At 28.1% G+C, this 24,888-nt stretch carries 21 protein-coding genes and 2 pseudogenes; 11 read left to right on the forward strand and 12 right to left on the reverse strand.

The features are described 5' to 3' along the window. The 4 genes from CMOL_RS06250 to CMOL_RS06265 form a co-directional block, all read right to left on the reverse strand. On the reverse strand, positions 1-1,365 hold the full coding sequence (locus tag CMOL_RS06250; protein ID WP_239820139.1) for an L-serine ammonia-lyase: 1,365 nt from the start codon (positions 1,363-1,365) through the stop codon (positions 1-3). Between the two features lie 6 nt (positions 1,366-1,371). Beyond that, a complete protein-coding gene (locus CMOL_RS06255) occupies positions 1,372-2,646 on the reverse strand; it encodes an aromatic amino acid transport family protein (RefSeq protein WP_200281141.1) in 1,275 nt (424 codons plus the stop codon). A gap of 240 nt (positions 2,647-2,886) precedes the next feature. Further along, entirely contained in the window at positions 2,887-3,303 is a 417-nt protein-coding gene (locus CMOL_RS06260; protein ID WP_200281138.1) for a PepSY-like domain-containing protein, read from the reverse strand. Between the two features lie 65 nt (positions 3,304-3,368). Next, positions 3,369-4,106 (reverse strand): DUF4261 domain-containing protein, encoded by a 738-nt coding sequence (locus tag CMOL_RS06265; RefSeq protein WP_200281115.1) that lies wholly within the window; start codon positions 4,104-4,106, stop codon positions 3,369-3,371. 163 nt (positions 4,107-4,269) lie between these two features. Here CMOL_RS06265 and exbB point away from each other — a divergent pair, with 163 nt between their 5' ends. Genes exbB through CMOL_RS06280 form a run of 3 tightly spaced genes read left to right on the forward strand, consistent with a single transcriptional unit; the run spans position 4,270 to position 5,715 of the window. Further along, positions 4,270-4,695: a TonB-system energizer ExbB gene (exbB, locus tag CMOL_RS06270; RefSeq protein WP_200281112.1), complete on the forward strand. Its 426-nt coding sequence runs from the start codon at positions 4,270-4,272 to the stop codon at positions 4,693-4,695. Continuing rightward, entirely contained in the window at positions 4,688-5,077 is a 390-nt protein-coding gene (gene exbD, locus CMOL_RS06275) for a TonB system transport protein ExbD (protein WP_239820140.1), read from the forward strand. Before exbB ends, exbD begins: the two co-directional genes overlap by 8 nt. Beyond that, complete coding sequence (locus CMOL_RS06280; RefSeq protein WP_239820141.1) at positions 5,074-5,715, forward strand: energy transducer TonB; 642 nt, start codon at positions 5,074-5,076, stop codon at positions 5,713-5,715. Before exbD ends, CMOL_RS06280 begins: the two co-directional genes overlap by 4 nt. Before the next feature lie 20 nt (positions 5,716-5,735). On the opposite strand, the pseudogene CMOL_RS06285 reads toward CMOL_RS06280, so the two are convergent. After that, positions 5,736-6,612, reverse strand: a pseudogene (locus CMOL_RS06285) (hypothetical protein). 371 nt (positions 6,613-6,983) lie between these two features. On the opposite strand from CMOL_RS06285, the gene CMOL_RS06295 reads away from it, so the two are divergent. After that, positions 6,984-7,967: an MnmA/TRMU family protein gene (locus CMOL_RS06295; RefSeq protein WP_239820142.1), complete on the forward strand. Its 984-nt coding sequence runs from the start codon at positions 6,984-6,986 to the stop codon at positions 7,965-7,967. A gap of 2 nt (positions 7,968-7,969) precedes the next feature. Here CMOL_RS06295 and CMOL_RS06300 read toward each other — a convergent pair whose 3' ends face one another. The 7 genes and pseudogenes from CMOL_RS06300 to CMOL_RS06330 form a co-directional block, all read right to left on the reverse strand. Then, positions 7,970-9,622, reverse strand: a complete 1,653-nt coding sequence (locus tag CMOL_RS06300) for a ShlB/FhaC/HecB family hemolysin secretion/activation protein (RefSeq protein ID WP_337199752.1) — start codon at positions 9,620-9,622, stop codon at positions 7,970-7,972. Further along, the gene (locus CMOL_RS07840) at positions 9,619-12,525 is read right to left on the reverse strand and encodes a hemagglutinin repeat-containing protein (RefSeq protein ID WP_425599709.1); all 2,907 of its coding nucleotides are present in this window, start codon (positions 12,523-12,525) and stop codon (positions 9,619-9,621) included. Before CMOL_RS07840 ends, CMOL_RS06300 begins: the two co-directional genes overlap by 4 nt. Before the next feature lie 1,806 nt (positions 12,526-14,331). Continuing rightward, positions 14,332-15,195: pseudogene (locus tag CMOL_RS07845) on the reverse strand (two-partner secretion domain-containing protein); the annotation flags it as partial. Positions 15,196-15,444: 249 nt separating this feature from the next. Further along, the gene (gene aroC / locus CMOL_RS06315) at positions 15,445-16,533 is read right to left on the reverse strand and encodes a chorismate synthase (RefSeq protein WP_239820143.1); all 1,089 of its coding nucleotides are present in this window, start codon (positions 16,531-16,533) and stop codon (positions 15,445-15,447) included. Continuing rightward, positions 16,530-17,207, reverse strand: a complete 678-nt coding sequence (gene rnc / locus CMOL_RS06320) for a ribonuclease III (RefSeq protein WP_200281078.1) — start codon at positions 17,205-17,207, stop codon at positions 16,530-16,532. The genes aroC and rnc overlap by 4 nt, the downstream gene beginning before the upstream one ends. Continuing rightward, entirely contained in the window at positions 17,194-17,634 is a 441-nt protein-coding gene (gene rnhA / locus CMOL_RS06325; protein ID WP_239820767.1) for a ribonuclease HI, read from the reverse strand. Before rnhA ends, rnc begins: the two co-directional genes overlap by 14 nt. Then, a complete protein-coding gene (locus CMOL_RS06330) occupies positions 17,621-18,607 on the reverse strand; it encodes a CDC27 family protein (protein ID WP_239820144.1) in 987 nt (328 codons plus the stop codon). The genes rnhA and CMOL_RS06330 overlap by 14 nt, the downstream gene beginning before the upstream one ends. Positions 18,608-18,677: 70 nt before the next feature. On the opposite strand from CMOL_RS06330, the gene dnaG reads away from it, so the two are divergent. From dnaG to CMOL_RS06365, 7 genes are all read left to right on the forward strand, one after another. Beyond that, positions 18,678-20,492 carry a DNA primase gene (gene dnaG, locus CMOL_RS06335; RefSeq protein ID WP_239820145.1) on the forward strand — a complete coding sequence of 605 codons (1,815 nt, stop codon included), beginning with the start codon at positions 18,678-18,680 and terminating at the stop codon, positions 20,490-20,492. Between the two features lie 84 nt (positions 20,493-20,576). Further along, positions 20,577-20,849, forward strand: coding sequence for a NifU family protein (locus CMOL_RS06340; protein WP_200282472.1), 273 nt, complete (start codon positions 20,577-20,579; stop codon positions 20,847-20,849). Continuing rightward, complete coding sequence (locus CMOL_RS06345) at positions 20,836-21,390, forward strand: histidine kinase (protein ID WP_239820146.1); 555 nt, start codon at positions 20,836-20,838, stop codon at positions 21,388-21,390. Before CMOL_RS06340 ends, CMOL_RS06345 begins: the two co-directional genes overlap by 14 nt. Next, complete coding sequence (locus CMOL_RS06350; RefSeq protein ID WP_239820147.1) at positions 21,374-22,654, forward strand: UDP-N-acetylmuramoyl-L-alanyl-D-glutamate--2,6-diaminopimelate ligase; 1,281 nt, start codon at positions 21,374-21,376, stop codon at positions 22,652-22,654. Before CMOL_RS06345 ends, CMOL_RS06350 begins: the two co-directional genes overlap by 17 nt. Next, a complete protein-coding gene (locus tag CMOL_RS06355; RefSeq protein WP_200282481.1) occupies positions 22,654-22,959 on the forward strand; it encodes a YbaB/EbfC family nucleoid-associated protein in 306 nt (101 codons plus the stop codon). The genes CMOL_RS06350 and CMOL_RS06355 overlap by 1 nt, the downstream gene beginning before the upstream one ends. After that, positions 22,956-24,050: a PDZ domain-containing protein gene (locus tag CMOL_RS06360; RefSeq protein ID WP_200282484.1), complete on the forward strand. Its 1,095-nt coding sequence runs from the start codon at positions 22,956-22,958 to the stop codon at positions 24,048-24,050. The genes CMOL_RS06355 and CMOL_RS06360 overlap by 4 nt, the downstream gene beginning before the upstream one ends. Next, on the forward strand, positions 24,047-24,886 hold the full coding sequence (locus CMOL_RS06365; protein ID WP_200282486.1) for a polyprenyl synthetase family protein: 840 nt from the start codon (positions 24,047-24,049) through the stop codon (positions 24,884-24,886). The genes CMOL_RS06360 and CMOL_RS06365 overlap by 4 nt, the downstream gene beginning before the upstream one ends. The last annotated feature ends 2 nt before the right edge of the window (positions 24,887-24,888 follow it).

Raw genomic sequence — 24,888 nt, forward strand, 5'->3', positions numbered from 1 at the left:
TTAACATACTGTTTTTAAATTTGTAGCAAGACCACCCAAAGAAGTTTCTTTATATTTATAATTCATATCTTTGCCGGTTTCATACATCGTTTCTATCACCTCATCAAGACCAACTTTAGGAGTTGATTGTCGAGTCATAGCCATCCTTGCTGCACTGATAGCTTTAATTGCTCCAAAAGCATTTCTTTCAATACAAGGAATTTGAACAAGTCCTGCAACAGGATCGCAAGTTAAACCTAAATGATGTTCCATTGCCACTTCAGCAGCGTTGCAAGCCTTAAAAGCATTTGCGCCTAAAACTGTAGCCATTGCAGCAGCAGCCATAGAACTTGCACTACCAATTTCAGCTTGACATCCAGCTTCAGCCCCACTAATGCTTGCATTTTTCTTATATAATGAACCAATTAGCATAGCTGCTAATAAGAAATTTACCGCTTCATCATCATTAAAACCTACAGTATGATTTTTAAGATAAAGCATTACAGCAGGAACAACTGCGCAAGCTCCATTTGTAGGAGCTGTAACTACTCTAGCACCACTTGCGTTTTCTTCTGCAACTGCAAGAGCATATAATGAGATAAAATCAATAATTCCCATAGGATCAGCTGTCATAGATATACGTTCATGTAAGCCCTTGGCTCTACGTTTTAAATTGAGTTTACCAGGTAAATACTCCTCAGTAGGATGAATTCCATTATAATAAACTTCTTGCATCACTTCCCAAATTTCAAGACAATAAGATCTGATTTCTTCTTTTGTGTGAAACTGCAATTCGTATTGATACGATAATTCCGCTAAATTCCAATTATTTTTCTCGCAAAATTCAAGAACTTCTTTGGCGTTATTGAGTTCAATTTCATTTTTGCTTGATAAGTTTTGACCTGAATTTTTATTTCTTTTTTCTAATTCTGCAGCAGTTAAAACAAATCCACCGCCTACAGAATAATAAGTTTCTTCATCGATAAGCTCACCTTTTTCATTAAAAGCTTTAATTTGCATTCCATTTTCATGCAAAGGTAAAAAATCTTTAGAAAAAATTAAATCTCTTTCATAATTAAAATTTAATTCTTTTTGTCCACATAGATTAATTTTACCTTTTTCTAAGGCGTTTTTATTGGCTTCTTCTTGTATAGAAGCACTTAAATTTTTAGCCTCTAAACCATTTAAACCCCAAATTACTGCCTTATCACTTAAATGTCCTTTGCCTGTTAAAGACAAAGAACCATAAAGAATAACTTCTATTTTAGTTATTTCATCAATTCTTTTAATAATCTTCTTACAAAATAAATTTCCAGCAAGCATAGGTCCTAAAGTATGCGAAGATGAAGGACCTACTCCTATTTTAAAAATACTTAAATTACTCATCATATACTACTTTACAAAATATTCTAAAATTAAATTATGTACAACAGCTGAAATAGCTACAATCCCCATGATAGCAATAAAAATATCTAAAATTTTATTGCGGAACTTTGCCAAAATATCAAAACGATAGATACAATAAATCGGCATTAAAAAAAGTAATATTGCTAAAACAGGACCACCTATAGTTTCAATAATACCTATAACACTTGGATTTTTATAAGCCACATACCAAGCAACAATAAAAGTAATAATAGCTGTTAAAGTTTGTGCTAATTTACCTTGAATTTTTCCATTACTTGCTTTATATAAAATACCATTTAAACCTTCTTGAGAACCTAAATAATGTCCTAAAAAGCTTTTACTAATCGCAACAAGAGCAACAATAGGTCCAACATAAGTTAAAATAGCTACTTGAGGAAATTTATTTGCGATAAAAGTTAAAATATTAACATTTTGATCTTTAGCAGATGCAAATTCTTCAGGAGTGAAAGTCAAAGCACAAGAAAAGATAAAAAACATTACCACAAATACCATTAAAACTACAGCTGAAGAAATAATTCTTCTGGCACGAAATTCTGCATTGTCGCCATATTCTTTTTTGCAAAAACAAGCTAAAGATGAAATAATAGGAGAATGATTAAAACTAAATACCATGACAGGAATCACAAGCCATAAAGTCACCCAAAAATTACTTGTTTGAAATACTGAAAAATCTATATTTGTAAAAAGAGCTGCATTCCATTGAGGGATTAAAAGCAATGAAAGAATAAATAAAAATATAATGAAAGGGAAAACAAGAAAACTCATAGCCCTAGTAACTACACCTTCACCAAAAATTGAAACAAGAACTAAAGCACCTACTACTAAAAAGCTTATCCATATACGAGCTCCATGAAGTGTTGTTGCATCAAAATGAAATTGATTGATTAAAAATTCAATCAAAGTAGTTGTAAGATTTGCACTATAAACAAGTAAAATAGGTAATATAGCAAAAAAATACAATACGGTAATTAAAAAACCACCACCTTTGCCAAAATAACTTTCTGCAACAAAAGTAATATCATCTTTTGGATTAGAACTTGAAAGAACAAAGCGACATAAATTTCTATGAGCTAAATAAGTCATAGGAAAAGCTAAAACAAGTATTACTAGCAAGGGAATTAATCCGCCAAGCCCTGCACTTATAGGCAGCAACAAGACACCTGCACCAATTGCTGTTCCAAAAAGAGATAACACCCACCTTATATCGTGGCTGGTCCATTTATTATTAGAAGTATCCATCTGTTTTTCCTTTTTAACAATAAAATAAGCAAATTATTATATCAAAATTTTTGTAAATATTGTAGATATTTTTATTATATAATTAATTTTTGTGAAATATTTTATAAATTAAAAATTAATAAATATGTAAAATTTTATGATATAAGGAAGTATTATAAAACTATAATAAAATATTATTTCAGTTTTAATTAAAATATTTGAAAAATTCAAATATTTTAATTATTTTTTAACACTTTATAATTAATGATCCATTTTCTGCCCTAAGATATTACCTTGCATATCTGTATATACTTTCATATAATTATTTAATTCAAATTTATATCCATTTATTTCTTTGCTCACTTCTAAAATTTGTGCGTTTGAAGAAGTGCTTATTTTAGACATAATGCTTGGCAAAATACTATTAGGCAATGCTTGATATTTTCCATCTACTTCTTTCCATTCTCCATTAATCATAAAATCTATCTCAGTTCCATTGCTTAAAGTTACATCAAAAGAATCAATATCTTTTTTAACTAAAGCAATTTGAGCATTTTTAAAATTTGCGGCAATAAAATCTTGTGCATTTTTTGGAAGAGTACTAGCAGGAACGATAATATCTTTAGCTAAAAGTACTGTAGCTCCCAATAAAGCTACTAAACCTAATTTTATTTTCATTAATTCTCCTTATTTTATTTTGGTTGCAAGAATTAAATCTAATTTTTGTGAAGCAAGTGTGAAGCTTAAAAATTTATTTTTAAGCTATCTCCTTCAACACTTACTCCTTTACTTTTTGAGAAACTAATATTTTTGCCATTTTCAAATTTTAAAGTATCTAAATCTTTTAACTCAATATCATAAGTTAAAATATGCAAAATAATATCATATAAAGAAAAAAACAATTCCTTTTCCTCCATTTTACTTTCGCAAACTTCAAATTCCAAACGATTAAAATTTCTTAATCCATAAGTATAAGCATTAACACCATTCTCACAAGGATATACGCTTACATAAACCCAATTATAAACTGGCAAACGATTTTCTTTTAACATATTAGCATTTTCGATATAGAATTTAGGTTCTAAAACAACTCCACCTGTATAAAATCCTAAAGCATTTCTATCTTGCAAGCATACTGATGAAACTTGAGTAAAAAGCTTAGCTTGTTCAAGCTTGCTTTCACTTTGACTAAGTACAGCAATTAAAAGATGAGCTTTATGCTTTTTTGTTTCTTTTAAAGCGTCTTTCCACATAAAATTAAAATTCGCATAATATTCAGCTTCTTTATTAGGTATAGGATTTTTAATCAAGCTTAAAGTTACTAGCATATTTTTATGATAAAAAATAACTCCATCTTGATTAAAATTCTCATCTGGAATCAAAATATCAAATTCATTATTGAGTAAATTTTGTAATTTTAAAAAATCAAACTCTTCATTACCTAAAAGCACAAAGGAAGTAAAATTATGATTTTGCTGCATACTATTTTCCTTAGAAATTTATTATTTAATTTTTATTATACCTTAAATCATCCATTTTTTAAGGTTTAAATTTTTAAAAATTATGATAATTACTATTAATTATAGTTTTATTTTTCTTGTAGTATAATCGTGCGATTTTAACAAATATTTAATGGGATTTTGTATGGAATTTTTAAGAAACTATATTGATTTAATCATTTTTTTAATTTTAGGAATCATGGCTTTTATAGCACTTTGGTGTGTTATTGAAAGATTATTATTTTTTAGAAAAATTAATTTTACAAATTATAAAAATCAAGAAGAATTTGATAATGCAATTAGTGAAAATTTAACTACCATATATATTATTTATTCTAATGCCCCATATATTGGTCTTTTAGGAACTGTTATTGGTATTATGGTTACTTTTTATGAAATGGGTTTAGCAGGTAATATAGATGTAAAATCTATAGTTATAGGACTTTCTTTAGCTCTTAAAGCTACAGCTTTGGGTCTTTTAGTTGCAATTCCAACTCTTATAGCTTATAATGCTTTATTACGTAAAATTTCTCTTTTAAGTAGTACTTATAGGATAAATCAAAATGATTAAATTGCCAAAAAATGAAGGGTTAAATATCGTTCCTTTTATAGATATTATGCTTGTTTTACTTGCTATTGTTCTTAGCATTTCGACCTTTATTGTGCAAGGTAAAATTCAAATTAATCTTCCAAAAAGTGAGAGTTCTACAAGTCATAATAATCATGAAAAAAAACTTCTCATTGCCATTGATGGAAAAAATATTTTTTATTTAGATGATAAAATAGTAAATTTAGAACAAATAAAAGATGCGATATCTCAACTTGATCAAAAAACCATCGTAGAATTAAAAAGCGATAGGAATGCTAAATTTGAAAGTTTTATACAAATTATTGATCTGCTAAAAAACAAAGAGCATGAAAATTTTCAAATCATAACGGAGAAAAATAAGTGAAAAACTTATTTTTAAATCATAAATATCAAGCTTTTTATCTATCTTTTGTGATCTTTTTACCTGTATTTTTTTTAATCTTTAATTCCGCTGATTTTTTTAAGATAAAATTTAAAAATGAAGAAATTTTTACCTTATCAATGAAACAATTTGCTCAAATCAATCCAGCACCCATGCAAGAAAATAAAATTATAGAAAAAATCACACCTAAAATTAATAAAATTCAACCAAAGCCTATAAAAAAAGATACAAAAAAAATCAAAAAAATAGAACAAAAATTAAACACAATTGAGTCAAAACCGACAACAAATCAAGCAGTTACAAATCCTTCATCTCAGATAACTCAACTCATACAAGGCAAAGATAAACATCCATTGCTTGAAGAAATTCAAAAAGCAATTCAAAAAGCCCAAAACTATCCTAGACAAGCTCAAAGAATGGGTATACAAGGAATTGTTAAGGTAGAATTTTTATGGAAAAAAAATAAAACTTTAGCAGAATTAAAGATAGTTCAAAGTTCTGGATACACTCTCTTAGATAAAAATGCTCTAGAAAGCATTCGTAAGGCTTCAGTCAATTTTCCTTACTATAAAAATGATTTAAGAATTATACTCCCTATTATATATAGCTTAAAAGGATAAAATTCGCCAAATATTTTTATTTATACTCTTTTATCAACAAATATAGCTTCATTGTTATTTATTTGTACCATTAAATCTTTTTTTAAATTTTGCCCTAAATTCTCTAAAGACTTATTTTGAAGTTCTTCAAAAATTTGCGGATTACTTGCTTTAAGTTTAGCTTGCTCATCTGCATTTAAAGCGCTTAGTCCTTTTTCCTTGGCAATTTCAAGTAAGTCTTTATCGTCTTTTTTCTTTTTGACTTTTACCTCATCATTTTCATCACTTTTTTGTGGATCTGTGATTTTGGTAGCATCTGCACTTCCGCCCGATGCATTCTTGATATCTTTTAAAATTTCCGTCAAGCTTTCTTTTTTCTCGTCAAATTCATTGACATTTCCATCAAAATTCACATCTTTTTCCATAGCAAAATTAAGCCTAGTTTGTAAATCTGTGGTTTGACTTAAGTCATCTTCGCCCTTAAAAGCTAAATTTTGCATACTTTCAAATAAGGTATTTTTATGAAATTTCACATTGATATGATTTAATTCTTCTTTATTATTTAATGAATTTGGATTAAAAAACTCGCTGCTTATTTTTTCAAACCAATTAGCAATAAACTCATTAGCTTCGCCATTAAGCCTTATAGTTCGATCATCTCTAGCGATATAATTCGTAAAAGAGCCAAAATGACTTTGTAAATTTTTATAATTTTCATCACTGATTTTTAAAGCCATAAGTTCGCCTTGTTTGCTTTCAAAAACCACTTTAAAACCTGAAATTTGATTATCTGAAACATCATTTACTTTGACTTTTTCTTGCTCTTCTTTTTTTTAATTCTAAAATTTCTTTACGATTTGTAACATTTTGAGAACTTGGTAAAGAAACATTAAAATCATTGATTGTTAATTTATCCATAATAATTTCTTAGAAATTTTAAAGCATTAACTTGGGCTTATTTATTTTATTTACAAGCCACAAATAAACCTAAACAACACATTTGTCTTTGATATTGAGTAGATAAAGAATTGCATTGTTTCAATCTTATCTCATAATCAACGCAAAAACTTCTCGCTTGTGGACTTTTATTATTGTTCTTAGTTTTACCATAAGCAAAAGAACCTATAAAACAATCTATACAACAAAAAGTAATTTTCTCATGACAAAGCTTAAAAAATAAAATATTTTATAATTATAATCTTAAAAATTATTTGATACAATTGTAATTTTAATATCGACAAAAAGTTAATTAATTTATACTAAAATTCAATTTTTAAAAAGGAATGTAAATGAAAGCATTGGCCCTTTTTAGTGGCGGACTTGATAGTATGCTCGCGATGAAACTTATCACTTCACAAGGTATAGAAGTTAAAGCTCTAAATATCAATATAGGTTTTGGAGGCACAAGTGATAAAAGTGAAATTATGAAAAAAAGAGCTGCAATGGTGGGTGCAGATTTTGAGATGATTGATGTAAGAAATTCTTATTTGCAAGAAGTGCTTTTTAATCCACAATATGGTTATGGCAAACATTTTAATCCTTGCATAGACTGTCATGCTTTTATGTTTAAAACTGCCCTTGCTATGTTAAAAGAAGAAAACGCAAGCTTTATCATTACTGGTGAAGTTTTAGGACAACGTCCAATGAGCCAAAGAAGCGATGCAATGGCAAAAGTTAAAAAACTAGCACTTGATGAAGAGGATCTTATCTTGCGTCCTATGTGTGCGAAAAATTTACCTTTAACAAAACCTGAAAGAGAAGGTTGGGTAGATAGGGAAAAACTTGAAGGCATTAGCGGAAGAAGTCGCAAAAGACAACTCGAACTTGCAGCTAAATTTGGCTTAGAAGATTTTGAAAGCCCAGGTGGTGGATGTTTATTAACTCTTGATAGTTTTGCTAAAAAAATTCGTGACTTTATAGAATTTGATAAAGATATGCAAGTAAATGATGCACAACTTTTAAAATACGGACGTCATTTAAGATTACCTATGGGTGCTAAAATGATTATAGGGCGTAATGAATTAGAAAATGAACTTTTAAAAAATTTAAAAACATCTAAATATGAAGCAATAGAACTTGGAGATTTAATTGGGGCTTATTCTTTAGTAGATGAAAAAATTTCAGAAAAAGACTTAGAACTTGCCTTAAAAATAGCCTTAACCTATACCAAACACGAAGCAAAAAAAAGCTATGAACTTAAATTTAAAAACCGAAGTTATAAAAGTTTAGCCTTTGAAGATAAAAAAGAAATTAGTCCATTTTTTATTTCTTAAAACTAAAAAAATACAGAAGCTCTAAGATAAATAGGAATTGTTTCGCTTGGCATATTAGAAGATTTATGTATAGCTTTGGAAGCTGTTAAATTTAAAGAAAAATGATTTAAATTATATCTAAATCCAAAAGCAACTCCAGCTAAAAAGTCTTTATTGGATAAAAGATAATCCCTGCCATAACCCATATCTATTCCAATAAAAGGCTCTAGCTTTCTTAAATATTTAAAACCGTTTAAAAATTTCAAATAAACTGTATTATTACTATACATTCCATAATCAAGAGCAGCAGAACTTTCCTTAAATCCCCTAACCGTATACTCATCGCCTATTAAAAATTTATTAATATATAACAACGGATCATTAGAATAACTTGCACCAAAACTATTTTGATATAAAAATACTATATCATCATTTATGTAAAAATTTTTTTGATAACTTGAATTAAAATTTACTTTATTAAATTCAAATTTATATAAAGAATATTCAGAATCCCTTTTAGAACCTAAAAATGGAACTCCTTTTTCATATTCTAGATTTAAAAACAAAAATCCACCAAATACTACTGTTGAATACTCAACTCCACTGGCAATACTTGAGTATCTACCGCTTGAACTCTCTAAAAGAAAATTATCAATTTCATTAATATCATCTTTAATATTTAAATTAGCATAGATTGAAAATTTGTCTTTATTTGTACGATGCAAAATCTTTTTTAGCATAATTTTATGTCTTAAACTTGTATCTTTATTGCTTATAAAAGAATTATTATACCCTTCTATCAAACTTCTATTATCACTATATTGCAAAGAATATAATAATTGATAACTTTGTATAGGTAAATTATAGCTTAATATATAAACATTTTCGTGATTTTGGCCTATATTTTTCAATAACCCTTTAATAAAACCAAATTGTATAGAATCATTTAGATTAAAAACATTACTTAAAGAAAGATATGTGCTAGCTTTATATTCTCCTTTAGCCTTAGATCCACTATTATCAAAATCTAATATCAAATCTGGTAGCTTTGGTTCAAGATTGACAAATATGTCAGAATAACCATAATTTTCATTAGCTTTTACAGTAATTTTAACATTTTTTGCACCATTATTTAGATTTTCTATTCCAGTATCCAAATCATAAATATTAAATTTATCACCTTTTTTTAAAGGCATACCAAAATCTAATCTCGTTGTATTATTATCTCCATTAAGATATATCTCTCCTACAAAACCGTATTCTAAATCAAGAAAAAGTATATCATGTTGCAAATCTATTTCATTAATAGTTACACTAGAAGTTGAATAACCCTTTGAAACAATAAAATTGGTAAGCTCTTTAATTATATTATAAATATCATCAACCCCTAAAGGTTTATTTATGTATTTTTTTAAAATACTTTCAGCTTGTATAGTAAGCTTATCATTTTTTTTAAATCGAATTTGTTTAAAAACATAAATTTTAGATTTAGAATCTTCATTTTCTAAATGCACATCTTCTTTTTTCTGTTGTTTTTTTTCTAAGTCATCAAATTCTTTTTGTATATGCAATTGCTGTTGTCTTTTATCCAATAAATTCAACATCTTTACTGAGTCATCTGCTTGTAATAAGCAAAGATGACTCATGATTAAAAATATAATTTTAACAAACCTCACTCATAACCTCTTCTAATCAAATTTGATGTTTGATGATGAAGATCTGAGCTAGAATCAGAACCAGCATGAATAAAGTTATTTACTCCGTCTTTAATTTTTGGAATAGATATTCCATTAGTATCTATAGTTCCACCATTCCAAGAATGATCTTGAGTATTTTGAGTATTTTGAGTATTTTGACTCAAGTCATAATCTTTTTTACCATTAATATCAATATTCATTGCGGAATTAACTTTACCTGTCTTATCAATATGATCATTTAAATCAATTTTTCCTCTATAAGAATGTCCTGTTGCTCCAGTTAATGTAACATTAGCTCCATCGCTTTTTTCATGAATATCTATATTAGATCCTATAACTTTTCCACCAAGCGATAAATTTCCTTTTTTAGTATCAGAATTTAAAATTCCTCCTTCTAATGATAAATCTCCATTTAAACGACCACTTAACTCATTACCCGCACTAATACCGCTTTGAGTTCCTACAGTTTGGTTATCGGTTTTAGCATATCCTATACCAACTGTCCCTGAAAAATCTCCTGTAATAATATGATTTGACGATAAATCTAACCCTACAGATCCACCTAAAGAACCACTCATTTTTTCTGAAGAAAATTGATCTTTTAAAGAATTAATTTTTAAATCTCCATTTATGTTTAAATCAACATTATTAGAAGCTTTTATATTAGCACCATTTAATGTGGTGTCTTTTCCTGTAGTAATCTTAACATTATTTGCATCAAAATTAGAATTATAATATTTAGCTTCATCTTGTTTAAAACGTGATCCTCCAGCAGAAAACTCAATTTCACCTCCAGCGGTTCCTCCATCAAAAACATTATATCCTGCTACTCTTTTATTGCCCATTTCCATTTCAAAAGAAACGCTTGAAGCAGAAGAGCTTGATTTTGCAGCATTAGCTATAAAATTATCTTTTGCTTTGATATCAATTTCATCTGCCTTAGCATCAACCCCATTTAAAATGATATCTCCTTTTGTACTTTCTATATTCAATTTACCTCCAGCTTTAATATGGGTAGTATTTTCTTTAGAACTTTGCTCATGTTCTTTTTCAAATGTAAAACCTATACTTTCACCAGAACTTGCTTCTGCAATATTATCATGAATTACACCAATAGTATTTAAAACAGATTGAGCTGTTGGCACCACATAATTTGGCCCTTTATCATTATTAAGATTACCAATTCCCTGATTAAGAGCAGATACTGCTAAACCACCTGCTTCAAGTTTTTCTTTGGCATAAATACCAAATTTTGTACTATCTTCAGTTTTAGTATTTTCATACTTAGTGCTTTTAACCTCTCCTCCTTTTAAGTTAACATCTTTATCTGCTTCAAAATTACCTCCACCTATATCCAAAGTGCCATCTGCTTCAATATTGATATTCATTCCTTTAACTGAACTAGAAAGATAAGAAGATTCATCTTCTGTTTTTTGAGTTTTGGCAAATTCTATTCCTATTTCAGAAGAACCTAAAGTACTAGATCCTCTAAAATTATCATTATATGTTGCACCAGCACTGGATATTTGATCTGTAAAACTGTATTTTGCGCCAACTTCATGTCCACCTAATCCTATATTAGCATCACCAAAAAATCCTATAGCCGAAGAATTACTTTGCATATGTTTTTGATTCTTTGCTGCTACAAAATCAACCTCATTAGCATGTATGTTAATATCTTTACCGTCTAAATGACTTCCTGTAATAGTTGCTTTATTTTTTGCATGTAAATTTAAATTACCTGCTTCAACATTAGACGAAGAAGCTAAAGAGCTATCACTACTTACAGAATCATGTCTATATCCTAATGCACTAAGAGTTGAAGAATCTAAAGAAGAAGAAATTGTATTTTCTCCATTTTTTATATCAATATTTTTTCCATTTAAATCAATTGAATTTTCAGCTTTAACATTAGAACCTACAACATTTACATTATTTTCGGCATCGATTTTAATGTCTCCTTTTGAATTTAAATTACTACCAATCGACTTAGTAATTTCAGAATCACCTTTTTCATAAGAGATAGATGCTTTTCCATACCGTATTCCATCAAAAGTAACATTAGATTTTTCATGAGCATCTTTTATATTAACATCTTTACCCTTAATATTAATTTCATGATTTGCATCCACATTACTACCTACTATATTAACATCTTTATTAGACATAATATCTATATTGCCTGCTTTAAAATTTGAACTTAAAACTTTATCTGTTGTCTGTAAAGCGTTAGTATTTTCAGCATCTGTATTAGTATTTTTAAAAGATGATGAATTAGCATAATCATTACTTATATTAATATTTCCATCTTTGGAATGTAAAGTAATTTTAGAATTTTCAGAATCTGCTACAACATTGCTATTTTTAATATTTATGTCCTTATTGGCACTAACATCAACAGTATCTTTTCCACTGATTTGACTTTTATTGATGGAATTATGAGAACCTTTTTCATCAACACCCAAAAGCGTATCTATATTAACTTCATTACCTTGGATATTAACATTTTTTCCGCTTACACTTGAACTATGTAAATTCATTTTATCATCAACATTGATATTAACTGTACCTTCCGAAGCAATATTGCCCAATGAAGAATCAAATCTATCTGTATTTATATCAATTCCATCTTTTCCAACAATATTTACCCCACCTTTATTTGCCTCTAAAGTTTTATGAGAAAAATAAAATTTAGGTACAAAGACTGTTTTTCCATCTCTATTAACTTCTTCAAATAAAATCATATCATCAGCCATTTGATTTTTACCCAATCCTTGGCCTAATTTCAAACCATGTTCATTAGCGTATTTTGCCCCATTTTCAAGAAGTCGTTTAATATCCTCATCACTTAAAGTACCATGCATACCCAATTTTGAATACATATCTTTAATAAGTTGATTTTGAAAGAAAGAATCCCCTACAACAGTAGCATCATCTAAATTTTTATCTTTAAATTCTTTTGCAACATCTTTAAATCCAAAATACTTATCTGCATCCACTGCTACAGAATCTGATGTATACTGATAAGAAATATTTCCATTTTTTGTATTTGTAAAATGAAACAATCCAGAATCAGCAATATCTGGTATCAGTTGCGAAGCTAAATCTTTATTATTTATTGCATCTTCTAAATGAGATTTTATCAAAGCAGAATTCTCATCAAAAGAACTTACCAAACCTTGATTAAATTCTTTAGAATTTAAATTTAATTTTCCATTAGATGCTATTAAAGCTTCAGATTTTGCTTTAAAAACAATTTTAGCATCATGATTCCATTGACTTGGGTCTGGAACAAATCTTTTTGAAGCATAGTCACTGCCAAACAATAAAGAAAAATATAAATGCAAAGTCTCATTATGAGCAGCAGCATCTTTAAGAGCATTCCAAGCAGATTCTCGTTGATGATCTTTTGATTTATTACTTGCAAAGTATTTTAAAGCGTCAAGCAAGCTACCGCCTTTGGTAAAATAATCAGTCCAGTTAGTATTCCAAGATCCTAAATACTCTTTAGCAAAAAAACCATCTAGTTTAACATGAGATAAAACATCTTCTATATTAAGATCTTGACTTAAAGATTTATTATTAATATTTCCATAAGAAACAATATTACCTTGAGCTATAATTTTACCACTATTATTAATTTGTGCTGATTTATTTTTTGAAGTAGTATTGATATTGACATTCCCACCTGCTTGAATAGAAGCTTGTTTAGCATCTAAGTTATTAACATACTTTAAAATATCAATTCCGGCTTCCATATTCCAACGTTTAAAAAGTGTATCACCATAATTAGCCCAACCATTACCTTTAATTTTTTCATCAGAGCTTTGAATAGAGCCTGTTAAACTTGCATTATTATTCAATTCTTTTACTTCAATGTTAATGTCTTTGTTAGCGACAATCAAACCATTATTATCAATAATATCAGCATTTAAATAAGCATTATTTAAACTATTAAAAGTAGAATTATTGGTAATATGCGAAGCAGTTGCTTTCAAATCATTGCGTGCCAAGAAATATCCATCATTGATTATACTCCCTCTCGCATTAAGAGTTAAATCCTTTCCACTAGCAACAAGATTTTTATTAAAAATATCTTTTGCCTCAAGTCCTATTGAAGAAGAATTTTCAAGCTTTGAATTAATATATAAATCACCCAAACTTTTAATATCAAGTAAATTTTTTGCATATAAATTACCATTATTAAGGGTTAAATTTTTATTAGCTTGTAAATAAATATTATTTTGACTAAAAATTTTTCCCTGATTAATAAAATCATCATTGTTTAAAGTTAAATATACATCTTTATTTGCTGAAATTTTGCCTTGGTTTTCAAAAAATCCTGTATTGATTTTCACATCGTCTAAAGTATTTATAGAACCAAAATTGATCGTTTTATTTTTAGCATGTAAATCTAAATTATCAGTATCAATTTGTGAATTTTCTACATTAATTTTAAACACATCCTTAGTCTCTTTATTAAAATGAGTTTGTTTTGCATTTTCAAAATCTTGAGCATCAATTTTAATATTTTTACCTCTATATAATCCCTCATTAGTGATTTTTCCATCAGCATTTAATCTTATATTATCTGCATCAATCAAAGAAGTTGTAACATCTCTGGCATTTACATCAATACTTCCTCCTTGATTTACGCCAAGACCTTGAAATTCTGCATTACCATTGACTTTAACAATAATATCTTTAAGGCCTCTTATAATTCCAGTGTGTCTTACACCAACACCCTCTTCTGTGCTAACAAGGGTAACTGTATTTGCATACATAGAACCTAAATTCCTACCATCAATTCCATAATCAATCTTATCATTTGTTTGTCTTGAAGCAAGAATTTTAGGAATATTGTTATTGCTTAAATCTATTTTATTAAGTCCAGCTATAAAATTAATATTAGATAAGTATCTTCCTGATTGATAATGAGCAATATTACCAGCAATACCTATGCTACGACTAATTACATTGAAATAATCTCCATCAACTACAACACCTTTTTCTCCAATATCTATTCTACCATTGCTTGTTGTTTCTGTTGTAAAATCTCCATTAAATTTACCCGCGCTAAGAGTAACTCCTTTGGTATTCAAAAAAGTTGCCCCATTAACACTAAAACCATTTTCATTGGCAAAAATTAAATTAGCACTTTTTCCAAATACCTCAACAGGGCCATTAATATTAGAACCTTGTTTACTGAAAATTTCATTAATGATAGTATTGGCATTTTGTTTTAAATTAGGATTTTTATTTACCCATCCACCAATTTGAGAATTGCCATCAATTAAGCTATTATTAAAAATAACCCCATCTTTAACATTAAAATCTTCAAATTGATTATGCGAAACTCCATTTTTATTTGGATTTTTAATATTAATTACATCTGTATTATTGCTAGATTTTACCATATCAGTAGTTCTTGAAACAATAATATTACCATTTCTTTGACGCAAATCTGCTGATAGCAGTACGCAAGGAAACAAAGCACTAAGAAGCGTTAAGTTTAACGACAAACGAACAATTTTCTTTTTATTGAATTCCATAAACCCCTCCTAAAATAATATTTTAGTTATTTTAAAATAAAAATGGTAATTTTTATCAATATTTTTAAATTAAAAAATAAAAAAAATGAATTTCATTCTTTTTTTACACATTTAAAAATAAAAAAATATTAATTTATTTTTTTAAATTAATAAAAGTTATAAAAAGTATTAAAAGTTTTAAAAAATAGACGATATTATATATAAATCTTTTCAAAATATTGCAATCAAGCCCTGAAAATGGGCTTTTTTTTATTTTATGCTATAAATTTTTTTCAAATTATTCAAATTTGAACTTGCATTCAAAAGCAAACAATCAGCTAAAACTAAACGTATCATAGCATTAACTACAACACTTCCGCGTATACCAACACAAGGGTCATGCCTACCTTTTATTTTTAACTCTACATTATTTCCAAACTGATCGATACTTTCTTGTTTCCTAAAAATCGAAGGTGTAGGTTTAAAATGAGTTTTTAAAATAAGATCTTCTCCATTTGAAATTCCACCTAAAATTCCTCCACTATGATTACTTAAGAATTTATTATCCTTTAAAATATCATTATTTTCAGATCCATACATTTTACTTGCATTAACACCCTCACCTATTTCTACTGCTTTAACGGCATTAATACCCATTAGAGCATGAGCTAATTTAGAATCTAACTTATCATAAAGAACTTCCCCAAATCCTTTTATCATCCCGGTAACTCTTGTAAAAACAGATGCACCTATACTATCTTTTGAATTTTTAGCATTTAAAATTTCTGCTTTAAAACAATCCTCTAAATTAGGATCAAGACAAAAAATTTCACTTTTTTGCGCCCATTGAAAATCAAATTGACTCTCATCTAAATTTGATTTTAAATTTCCTACTCTAAAAACTCCACTTTGAACACAAATATCAAATTCATTCAAAAGCATAGCACATACAGCACCCCCAGCTACCCTAGCAACACTTTCTCTAGCACTTGATCTTCCACCACCTCTATAATCTCTTAAGCCATATTTATGAAAATAAGTAAAATCAGCATGTGCAGGGCGAAATATGTTTTTAAAATCATCATAATCTTTAGAACGTATATTTTCATTAAAAACAACTATGGCAATAGGATGGCCTGTGGTGTATCCCTCAAAAACTCCGCTTAAAACTTGTGCTTTATCACCCTCTTTTCTTGGAGTTGAAAATTGATTCCCGCCTTTGCGTTTATCAAGTTCATTTTGTAAAAATTCTTCATCAAATTTAACTCCAGCAGGCATCCCATCTACCACACAACCCACAGCCACCCCGTGAGACTCCCCAAAGCTTGTAAATTTTAATCTTGTACCAAAAGTATTCATGATAAATTTTCTAATTTTTCAAGTGCAATTTTTGCAGCCATTTGCTGCGCCTCTTTTTTACTTTTTGCAATAGCTCTTGCAATTTCCTTACCCTCTAGCTTTAAAGCAATTTCAAATTGTTTTAAATGATCAGGACCAAAAGCACGCAATGTTTCATACTCTGGAGTTTTTCCTATGACACCTTGAGTAATCTCTTGCAATTTTGTTTTATAATCTTTGATCAGATTTTTTGCATCGATTTTTGGAAAATTACTTTCTATAAGATTTAGAGCAATATTTTTTGCATATTCAAAACCTGATTCTAGGTGAATAGAACCAATAATCGCCTCTAAAGCATCAGAAAGAATAGAAGGTTTTTCTCTTCCTCCATTATTTTCTTCAGATGCACTCATAAAAATAAAATCACCCAAATTTAAACTATTGGCAATTTTTGCAAAAGATTTTTCATTGACTAAAGCAGCTCTTAATTTTGACAAATCTCCTTCAGCATCTTTTCCAAATTTATGAAATAAGTATTCCCCTACAATCAAATCAAGAACCGCATCCCCTAAAAATTCCAAACGCTCGTTATTATAAGATTTTTTACAACTTTTATGAGTAAGTGCTTGTATAAGAAGATTTTTATCTTTAAATTGATAACCTAAACTTTGTTCCAAAATCTCAATATTTTTCATCATTTTCCTTTTGCAATTTTAAAGCAGCTTCTCTTGCTAAAAAATCACATCTTTCATTTTCCTCATGTCCATTATGCGCTTTGATCCAAAAAGCTTGAATTTGATGCGATTTTGATACTTTTAAATATTCTTTCCACAAATCTACATTTTTTTTACCTTTAAAATCCTTTTTAATCCAATTATCAAGCCATTCATTAATACTTTGAACCATCAAATTTGAATCAGTAAAAATTTTAATTTCACAAGGCTCTTTTAGAATTTTTAAAGCCTCAATGATAGCCATTAATTCCATACGATTATTAGTAGTATTTTTTTCCGATCCAAAACCTTCTTTTTGATGCCCTTTATAGCACACTATATACGCCCATCCTCCAAAACCTGGATTATTAAGACAAGAGCCATCAGTATAAATTTCAACACATTTCATCATTTTTCACTTCACAAATAATCTTACAAGTATTAAATTCATAGCACATTGGACAATGATAAAAAAATAAAGGCATTATGTTTTTACATTCTGAACAACGATAAGAAAATTCAAGTCTTGCTTTGAAAGAGTTTTCGCGTAAAATTTTTAACATTTTTAAATTTGAATTTTTAAAAGCAAGATGACTTGGAATTTGATCTTTACCAATATAGCCTAAAGCATAAAAAAATTCTAAAAACTCTTGATTTTCCAAATTAAAAATTTGATCTTGTTTATAAAGTAGATCACAAATATCACTAAAATTTTGCTCTAAGAATAAAGAATATTTTTCAAAAATAAAACGCCCTAGCATAGGATTATTTGATATTTTTAGCTCTAATAATTTTTGTTTTTTTTCTTCATTATTTAAATTTGAAGCATACAAGTTTAAAGCTTTTATAAATTCTTGCTCTTTCTCTACTTCTTCTCCAAGCTCAAACAAACACTCTAAAATTTCTAAATTTTCTTTATAAGCTTTTAATTTTAAATACACAATTTTAAGAAGTTTTAAAGCCTCTATATTTCTTGGACGAAGTTTTAAAGCTTGAAGCAACACTTCTTTAGCACGTTCTAAAAATCCTGCCTTAAAATAAATATTTGCTAAAGCGATAAAAATAAATTCTTGCTCATTTTTATCTTTACTTTTTTCAAGTGCTATTAAATAAATTTGAGTAGCCTTTTCAAATTCTCCGCTTTTTGTAAAAATATCAGCTAAAAAGCTCAAATTTCCAAAATTTAATCTCTCATTTTTTAATAAGTCCTTATAAATATTATCTATTTCAAATTTTTTAATGAATTTTTCAAGCTTTTGTTCTTTATCTTTATTTGCGAACAATTTCCAAGCATGATTAGCCACAGAAACAACAAAAATTAAAACAGTTAAAATAATAAGCCCTACTAAAGGGTCTCTATATTCAACAAAGAAAAAATCCATAAACTCTCTTTAAAAATTTTATGCAAAATTATAGCTAAATCTTTGTATAATTTTATTTAAGGTTTTTAAAATGATATCTAAAGAAAGTATAGAAAATTTATCCCAAAGACTTAATATCGTTGATATAATTGAAAACTACATTGAAGTAAAAAAACAGGGCTCTAGCTTTGTTTGCGTATGCCCATTTCATGCCGATAAAAATCCTTCTATGCATATTAATGTCCAAAAAGGTTTTTATCATTGTTTTGCGTGCAAGGCAGGTGGAGATGCTTTTAAATTTGTAATGGATTATGAAAAATTAAGTTTTTATGATGCCGTAGAAAAAGTTGCCAATCTTTGCAATTTTACCCTAAATTATACTAAAGAAAAAAATGAAAATAAAAAAGATCTAAAAATCATCTTACCTAAGCTAAACGCTTATTTTAAAAATAATCTTTCCCATCATAAAGAAATTTTAGACTATCTTTACTCAAGAAAATTAGATGACAAAGATATCGCTAAATTTGAATTAGGTTTTGCAAAATCAAGCGAAGAAAGCGTAAGATTGTTGCAAAATGAAAATATATCTATTGAAGATGCTTTAGCGGTTGGAGCCCTAAAGAAAGATGAAAAAGGTGAAATTTATGCAAGTTTTATATGGCGTATTACCTTTCCAATTTATGATCAAAAAAATACACTTGTAGGTTTTGGTGGAAGAACTATAAATCCAAACGTAATGGCAAAATATGTCAATTCTCCTCAAAATATATTTTTTGATAAAAGCAGAATTTTTTACGCTTTTCATTTAGCCAAAGATGCTATTAATGCAAAAAAAGAAATGATTATTTGCGAAGGCTATATGGATGCAATTGCTTTTCATAAAGCAGGTTTTAACAACGCTGTAGCTGTTCTTGGTACTGCGCTAACTGAGCATCATTTACCTTTAATACGTCGCTACGAAGCTAAAGTTATACTTTGTTTTGATAATGACGAAGCAGGATTAAGAGCTGCTACTAGATCAGCTTTTTTACTTAGCACTCATAAAATTGATGGCAAAGTTGCCCTCTTAGAAGGAGGAAAAGATCCTGCGGAATTAGTTGCCAATAATCAAAATGCAAAACTTTACAATATACTCGAAAAGGGTATGGAACTTGGAGAATTTTATATTAGACGCATTATAGCTGATTTTACACTTGATTCAGCGCTTGATAAACAAAAAGCTTTAGAAAGTATACAAAAATATACCTTTACCCTTGAACCCTTAGTTGCCAACTCTTATGTACAATTAGTTTCTAAACTTTTAGGCGTGGAAGAAAAATTGGTCATTTTAACAAAAAAAATTAAATCTTATAAAAATTTAAATTCCATCTCCTTAAAAATTCCAAATACAAAAACACATATTATGGAACTTGAAATTCTTAATTTTTTAAAAAACAATCCTAATATGCACGAATTTTTTAAACAAATTAGCGATAGTGTTTGTTTTAAACATAAAAATTTATTAGAAAAAATTTTAGAAAAAAAAGGTTATGAAGATGTTGATATAAGAGAATTTGAAGAAAAAAATATCCATAAAAAATTAAATCAAAATGAATTTTTATTTGGTATTTGTAAGATTAATTTAGCTTTTTTAAACCATATTGATACCATAAACTCTGTTTTAGCTTTAAAAAAACAACTTTTTACCTTAATCGATAAGAATTTTCATATTTTAAATAAAAATTTAACACAAGAAGAATGTTTACACTTTTTAAAAGAATATTTATTGCTTTTAAAAAATGAAAAAGATGAAATAAAACTAGAACAATTATTTAAAAGCTTAAATAAAATTTTTTCTTTAAAAAATTTCAACGCAAAAGAGTTAAATATAAATTTTACACAAGAACACAATGAAGAACCTTTTTAAGATAAATTATAAAAAAGTGTCTAATTTACCTTTTTTTAAACACAATCACGCTAAAGTATAGAAATTTTTTTAAGGATTGATTTGATGATGCCTTTTAGTGATGAAGAACTTATAAATCCTGTAAAATCAAGTTTAAAAAAAAGTATTCCCATGTTAGAACGTGATGGGGGAGGACTTGAATTTTTAGGAATTAAAAATGGAATAGTTTATGTGCATTTAATTGGTGCTTGCAAAGGTTGTGCATCAAGTGGAACAACTTTAAAATATGGACTTGAAAGACAACTTAAAATCGATATTCATCCAGAAATTACTATTGTAAATTTAAATGGTGGAGCAGAAGAATTTGCAAAATTATAAAAAACTCGGTATTAAGCATTTTTTAAAAAAAGATTTTAAAACTGCAAAAATATATTTTTCTTTAGCCTATGAAAAACGTAAAAATAAACGTTTATTTAATTTTATTTTACTTTGTGATTTAGCTCTAAAATTTCCAAAAGAGTCAATTTTACTCTTTGAATTTTATTTAGAACACTACACCATAGAAAAGATTGATAAAGATTTTGAAGAAATTTTAAAAACAATAGAAACTCAACATGAACAAAAATCTCAGTACAAAGATGAATTAGAGGATGGCTATGCTTTAAATTATCAAGATTTTTTAAAAAGCGAGGAACAAATTGGTTTTGAAAAAAGTTTTGAAAATATTATACATAGTGCAAAATTAGTCATTGATAATCGTGATGATTTCTTAGATTTTTTAGAAAAACTTCTTGAACATGGCTATAAAGATATGACTTTAAATTATATAGAAAGCGTTATATCTCATTTTTGGGCTAATGAAAGATTTATAAAAATCCAAGAAAAACTTATAGGGTTTAAAAGTGAAAATAAAGCTTGAAAATACATTTATCACAGATAATACTTTAGAATGCGAAAAAGGTTGTTTTTTTCTAAAAACAGAGCAAAATAAACAATTTGAAAATGAAGCCTTAAAACAAGAATGTAAGATTATTGATGTTAAAGAATGCAAAAAAATACTTAATATCGACGAAAACATTAAAATTATTGGTATTACCGGAACAAACGGAAAAACAACAACTGCAGCAGCAATTTATTCTATATTACTTGATTTAGGATATAAATGCGGCCTTTGTGGAACTCGCGGTGCCTTTATAAATGATGAACAAATCGATAAAAAATCCCTTACAACATCAGCAATTTTAAAAACATTAGAGTACCTAAAAATAGCAACACAAAAAGGATGTGAATTTTTCGTTATGGAAGTAAGTTCACATGCTTTAGTACAAAATAGGATTGAAGGTTTAAAATTTGCAGCAAAAATTTTTACTAATATCACTCAAGATCATTTAGATTTTCATCAAAATTTTGAAAATTATAAACAAGCTAAAGAACTTTTTTTTACAGATGAAAGCTTGAAATTTATCAATAAAGACGCTCTGGCAATTAAATTTAATGTAAAAAATGCTTTTACTTATGGGATAGAAAATCCTTCCTTATATCAAATCAAAGCCTATTCTTTAGAAAATGGTATTAATGCGATCGCCATGATTAAAAATACAACCTTTCACATAGAATCTCCTATGTTGGGACTTTTCAATCTTTATAATCTTCTTGCTGCAAGTGCTTGCGTAAATGAACTTATTAAACCAAATTTAAATGATTTAGAAAAAGCTATCAATCAATTTGGAGGAGTTTGTGGAAGAGTGGAGCAAGTTGCCGATGGAGTTATTATCGACTTCGCTCATACACCAGATGGTATAGAAAAAGTTCTTGATACTCTTAAAAATAAAAAATTAATCGTAGTTTTTGGAGCAGGAGGCAATAGAGATCGCACTAAACGACCTTTAATGGGTAAAGTTGTAGAGCATTTTGCAAAAACTGCTATTATTACAAGCGATAATCCACGCGATGAAGATCCAAAAACTATAATCGAAGAAATCGCAAACGGTTTTAAAGAACCCAAAAAAGCTTTAATGATTGAAGATAGAAAAGAGGCTATAAAAAAAGCTTTAGAGCTTAAAGAAGAAAATGATCTAGTAGTAATCTTGGGAAAAGGGGATGAAGAAACTCAAGAAATTAAAGGGATAAAATATCCTTTTAGCGATAAATTAGTTGTAAATGAAATTTTAAGGATAAATTGATGTTTGATAATATAGACTTTTCTAAAATGGGAGAAATTTTAAATCAAGTTCAAGAAAAAGCAAAAAACATAGAATTAGAACTTGCAAATAAAGAATTTAGTGCAAAAAGTGGCGCAGGACTTGTTAAAGTTAGTGCAAATGGCAAAGGGGAAATTATTGATGTAAGTATTGATGATTCCTTGCTCGAGGATAAAGAATCGATGCAAATTTTGTTAATATCTGCTATCAATGATGTTTTAACTATGGTAGCACAAAATCGCAACAGTATAAGCAGTGATATTTTAGGAGGCTTTGGAAAATTATGAGATTTTTATTTTGTATAATTGCATTTTTGGTTATTGGAGAGGCTATTGAACGTCCCACTTTTGAAGATTTTGCCGCAGGTTATGAAAGAAATAAAGCAAGTATGTTTAACTATGAAGGAATGCCGGCTTTTGCTTTAAGCGAAAATTTACTTGCTGTTTTAAAACAACCTAATACAAAATTAAATAAATACGTAAAATATGATCCTTTTTTAAATCTTTATCTTGTACGAACAGATTTTTCACTTATCCCTGCTCCTATGGGTGATGAAGAAAAATTAACTCGTAATGATTGGGTAGGAATTTGGGATCCGGATAAACCTTATATAGGCCATATTAAATATTTAGCTCAAAATATTAATGAAAGAGATCAGCTTGATTTTAACACAAAAATAGGACTCCTAGGAACTCCTTGTTGCGAAATGCTTGGTATAGCATTAAACAATGGTTCTTTTATAGGAAATAGATATTTAAAACATTTTATGAAATATAACGATGTTTATTGGGGTGATATTGGGGTTGATTTTGTTGAGCGAGAAAACAAGTTTTACGTCAATAAAGTACGAAAAAATGGTCAATTTTTGATCAATGATGAAGTTATTAGTGTTGATGGCGTTCCTATTAAAGATTTGAGAAAATTAAATGAAAAAATTCTTTTTGCTGATCCTAGTAGCACCCTTTATTTTGAAGTTTTAAGAGATAATGTGGATTTAAATATATCAACTCAAGTTTTTGCTAAAGATATTAGCAAATTTAATCTCCCAAATACTAAACCAAAGCCAAAGCCAACAAATTTTAGAAGTAATTTGGGCTTAAGTGTTAATTCATCATTAGTTGTAACAAAAGTTGATCCAAAATCTAAGGCCGATTTAGCTGGATTTATGGTAGGCGATAAAATTTTACGTGTTAATAATATCATTTTAAAAGATTTTAAAAATTTACAAACTATACTTGCGAATGGAAATGATTTTAATATTTTGATCCAAAGAAAAAGTTCTAAACTGCCTTTACATAATTTTGATAATGGATTAATTGGGGATATCGATGCAGGCGGAGATGGAAATTTTCAATTTTTTATTAGGCTTAAAAAGTGAAAGAACTTTTTATCAAGCATTTAAATGAAAATTTACCTTATATAAAAAGTTTTCATCCTTTTTTTAATGAAGCTTTGCAAGCGATGTTAAAAGCTGGTGGAAAGCACTTTCGTGCACAATTACTTTTAGGGGTTGTTGAGTGTAAAGCACCACAACTCATTTCAAATGCTTTAGATGCAGCCTTAGCTCTAGAATTTATTCATACCTACTCCCTTATTCATGATGATTTACCTGCTATGGATAATGCTGATCTTAGACGAGGTTCTCCTACTCTGCATAAAAGCTATGATGAAACTACAGCTATTTTAGTTGGAGATGCTTTAAATACTGAAGCTTTTTTATTGCTAAGCAACTTAAATTTACAAGAAAAGATTAAAATCAATTTAATCCGCACTTTGGCCTATAATGCAGGTATTAATGGAATGATTATAGGTCAAGCGATTGATTGTTATTTTGAAAATAAAAAACTTAATTTAGAAGAACTCAAATTTTTACATATCCATAAAACTGCGAAACTTATAGCCGCATCTTTAAAAATGGGTTGTGAAATTTGCGAATTAGATGAAAAAGAGAATGAAAAATTTTACAATATTGGTTTAAAATTAGGTTTAATTTTTCAAATCAATGATGATATTATCGATGCAACCGCAAGCGAAGAACAAAGTGGAAAACCTGCTAAACACGATACACATAAAAATTCTTTTGTAAATTTATTAGGACTTCAAAAAGCTATAAATTGCAAAAATGATTTGATTCAAAATTGCAAAAATGATTTGATTGATTTAGATGAAAAAATATCAAAAATGATCGAAAATCTTATGATACAATATTTATAAAA

The sequence above is a fragment of the Campylobacter sp. RM10537 genome, assembly GCF_022369435.1.
In the GTDB taxonomy this organism is placed as follows: Bacteria; Campylobacterota; Campylobacteria; order Campylobacterales; family Campylobacteraceae; genus Campylobacter_D; species Campylobacter_D molothri.